The organism is Flavobacterium sp. SOK18b, assembly GCF_014156605.1.
Classification (GTDB): domain Bacteria; phylum Bacteroidota; class Bacteroidia; order Flavobacteriales; family Flavobacteriaceae; genus Flavobacterium; species Flavobacterium tiangeerense.
Genome location: NZ_QKNZ01000132.1, coordinates 1 through 3635 on the forward strand (window position 1 = coordinate 1; position 3635 = coordinate 3635).

General features: G+C 35.5%; 4 protein-coding genes. All 4 read right to left on the bottom strand.

The window, feature by feature from the left end:
* Positions 1-162 precede the first annotated feature (162 nt).
* The 4 genes from rpsJ to rpsL all read right to left on the bottom strand — a co-directional run bounded on the left by rpsJ (position 163) and on the right by rpsL (position 3595).
* Complete coding sequence (gene rpsJ, locus DNC80_RS14790) at positions 163-468, bottom strand: 30S ribosomal protein S10 (RefSeq protein WP_007803605.1); 306 nt, start codon at positions 466-468, stop codon at positions 163-165.
* A gap of 11 nt (positions 469-479) precedes the next feature.
* Positions 480-2636, bottom strand: coding sequence for an elongation factor G (fusA, locus tag DNC80_RS14795; RefSeq protein ID WP_144893906.1), 2157 nt, complete (start codon positions 2634-2636; stop codon positions 480-482).
* A gap of 10 nt (positions 2637-2646) precedes the next feature.
* Positions 2647-3123, bottom strand: a complete 477-nt coding sequence (rpsG, locus tag DNC80_RS14800) for a 30S ribosomal protein S7 (protein ID WP_035668130.1) — start codon at positions 3121-3123, stop codon at positions 2647-2649.
* An 88-nt stretch (positions 3124-3211) separates the two neighbouring features.
* Positions 3212-3595 (bottom strand): 30S ribosomal protein S12, encoded by a 384-nt coding sequence (gene rpsL / locus DNC80_RS14805; RefSeq protein ID WP_144893908.1) that lies wholly within the window; start codon positions 3593-3595, stop codon positions 3212-3214.
* Positions 3596-3635: the final 40 nt, after the last annotated feature.

The following is a 3635-nucleotide window of genomic DNA, read 5'->3' on the forward strand; positions in this document are numbered from 1 at the left end:
CTACAACACACCCTTAGATTGATGCTATTTCAAGAATTAAATATTAAAAAATATTCTAAAAAAATTTAAAAATAATCCGTTCATTCCCTATAAATCAAAACATTTGACTTTATTCCAAAAAAAAAGCGGAACAAAATGTTCCGCTTTATAAAAAAAATATACTTATACTTTAATTTCTACTTCTACTCCACTAGGCAATTCTAGTTTCATCAAAGCATCAATAGTTTTTGAAGAAGAAGAGTAAATATCAATCAATCTCTTGTAAGACATTACTTCAAACTGCTCTCTAGCTTTCTTGTTTACGTGCGGTGAACGCAATACTGTAAACAATTTTTTGTGAGTTGGCAACGGAATAGGACCAGTTACAACAGCACCAGTAGTTTTTACTGTTTTTACAATCTTTTCAGCAGACTTGTCTACCAACATGTGATCGTAAGATTTTAATTTTATTCTGATTTTTTGACTCATTTTCTTAAAGATTAAGCGTTTCCTTTTGCTTTTTTAATTACTGCTTCTGAAATATTAGAAGGTGTCTCTGCATAATGAGAGAATTCCATTGTAGAAGTTGCTCTACCAGAAGATAATGTTCTTAACGTTGTAACATATCCAAACATCTCTGATAAAGGCACATCAGCCTTAATAGTTTTAGCACCATTTCTATCTCCCATGTCACTCACCTGACCTCTACGACGGTTAATATCACCAACGATATCTCCCATGTTTTCTTCTGGTGTAATAACCTCCATTTTCATGATTGGCTCTAAAATTACAGCACCAGCAGCTTTCGCTACCTCTCTATAACCCATTCTTGCTGCTAACTCAAAAGAAAGCGCATCAGAATCCACAGGGTGGAAAGATCCGTCTAATAAAGTAACCTTTAAACTATCAACTTGATATCCTGCTAAAGGACCAGTTTTCATTGCCTCACGGAAACCTTTTTCAACTGAAGGTATATACTCTTTTGGAACGTTACCACCTTTCACAGCATTAACAAACTGTAATCCAACTGGAGCTTTACCATCAACTTCATCAGCAGGCTCAAGAATAAATACGATATCACCGAATTTACCACGACCTCCAGATTGTTTTTTGTAAGTCTCTCTGTGTTGTGCTTTTTTAGTAAACGCTTCTTTATATTCAACTTGAGGCTCACCTTGGTTTACTTCAACTTTAAATTCACGTTTCATACGATCTACCAAGATATCTAAGTGAAGCTCACCCATACCAGAAATAATCGTTTGCCCAGAAGCTTCATCAGTTCTAACAGTAAATGTAGGATCCTCTTCAGCTAATTTAGCCAAAGCCATACCCATTTTATCTACGTCAGCCTTAGTTTTAGGCTCAATAGCAATACCAATTACTGGCGCAGGGAATTTCATTGACTCAAGAATAATTGGGTGTTTTTCATCACACAATGTATCTCCAGTTTTGATATCTTTAAATCCAACTGCCGCTCCAATATCTCCTGCCTCGATATACTCGATTGGGTTTTGTTTGTTTGCGTGCATTTGGTAGATACGAGAAATTCTTTCTTTGTTTCCAGAACGCGTGTTCAAAACATAAGAACCTGCATCTAAACGTCCTGAATAAGCACGGAAGAAAGCTAAACGACCTACGAATGGGTCAGTAGCAATTTTAAATGCTAAAGCTGCAAATGGCTCTTTAACATCTGGCTTACGCAAGATTTTAGTTTGATCTTCTTCTAAAAGTTCAGCATCATCAGGATGAATACCTTCAATACCTTCTTTATCCATTGGAGATGGCAAGTATTTACATACTGCATCTAACATGAATTGAACTCCTTTATTTTTGAAAGATGAACCAGCAATCATAGGAATAATTGCCATATCCATTACAGCTGCTCTTAAAGCGATGTTGATTTCTTCTTCGGTGATAGAATCTGGATCTTCCATATACTTATCAAGTAAGTTCTCATCATAATCAGCAACAGCCTCAATAAGAATGTCTCTGTACTCTTTAACTTCGTCTACCATATCAGCAGGAATATCAACAACTTCATAAGTTGCTCCCATTCCAGCATCATCCCAAACAATAGCTTGGTTTCTTACTAAATCTACAACACCTTTGAAATCATTTTCTTCACCAATTGGCAAAGTAATCGCAACAGCGTTAGATTTTAACATGTCTCTTACTTGTTGACATACCATCAAAAAGTTAGATCCTTGTCTATCCATTTTATTAACAAAACCAATACGAGGAACTCTATATTGATCTGCTAATCTCCAGTTTGTTTCTGATTGAGGTTCAACACCATCAACAGCACTAAACAAGAATACTAAACCATCAAGTACACGCAAAGAACGGTTTACTTCAACAGTAAAGTCAACGTGTCCTGGAGTATCAATGATATTAAAGTGATAAGGCAAAGTCTCAGGTAAAATTTTACCTTGAGTAGTTGGAAAATTCCATTCACAAGTTGTAGCTGCAGAAGTAATAGTAATACCTCTTTCTTGCTCTTGTGCCATCCAGTCCATTGTTGCAGCACCATCGTGTACTTCACCAATTTTGTGTGATTTTCCTGTATAGAATAATATACGCTCAGTTGTTGTTGTTTTACCAGCATCAATATGAGCAGCAATACCTATGTTTCTTGTATATTTAAGTTCTCTAGCCATTTCTTACGGATTAAAATCTAAAGTGAGAGAAAGCTTTGTTAGCTTCAGCCATTTTGTGAGTATCCATTCTTTTCTTAACAGCAGCTCCTTCTTCTTTAGCAGCAGCTAAACATTCTGATGCTAATCTTTGAGCCATTGACTTTTCGTTTCTTCTTCTTGAATAAAGAATTAACCATTTCATCGCCATAGAAATTTTTCTATCTGGACGAATTTGCATTGGAATTTGAAATGTAGCTCCACCTACTCTACGACTACGTACTTCTACGTGAGGCATAACATTAGTTAACGCATCTTTCCAGATTTCTAATGATGGTTTTTCAGCATCTTGTTTTTTAGATTCAATAATATCAATTGCATCATAAAATACTTTAAACGCTGTAGATTTTTTTCCATCCCACATTAAGTTGTTCACAAAACGTGTTACCAGTTGGTCATTAAACCTTGGATCTGGTAAAAGTGGTCTTTTCTTTGCCGCTCTTTTTCTCATGTCTTTTTTTTAATTTTTTGTCATTAACACATAACTTAGATATAGAATTAAAAATTCTAACTCAGTTACAAGCAATTAACTTTTTAAATTACTTTTTTACTTCCTTTGGGCGTTTAGCTCCGTACTTAGATCTTCTTTGCGTTCTTCCTGCTACTCCTGACGTATCAAGTGCACCACGAACGATGTGATATCTAACTCCTGGTAAATCTTTTACCCTTCCACCCCTAACTAATACTATCGAGTGCTCTTGTAAATTGTGTCCTTCACCAGGGATGTAAGCATTCACTTCGTTACCATTTGTCAAACGTACACGCGCTACTTTACGCATTGCAGAGTTTGGTTTTTTTGGTGTTGTAGTGTAAACACGCGTACAAACCCCTCTTCTTTGAGGACAAGAATCTAAAGCAACCGATTTACTCTTCTTAGTTATCTGAGTTCTTCCTGTTCTTACTAATTGTTGAATTGTTGGCATAATTAATACTAAAAATTTCTTATTATATTAAATTCCTGTA

Coding starts and splice junctions, on each gene's coding strand:
- rpsL (WP_144893908.1), bottom strand. CDS start 3,595: ATGCCAACAATTCAACAATTAGTAAGAACAGGAAGAACTCAGATAACT.
- rpsJ (WP_007803605.1), bottom strand. CDS start 468: ATGAGTCAAAAAATCAGAATAAAATTAAAATCTTACGATCACATGTTG.
- rpsG (WP_035668130.1), bottom strand. CDS start 3,123: ATGAGAAAAAGAGCGGCAAAGAAAAGACCACTTTTACCAGATCCAAGG.
- fusA (WP_144893906.1), bottom strand. CDS start 2,636: ATGGCTAGAGAACTTAAATATACAAGAAACATAGGTATTGCTGCTCAT.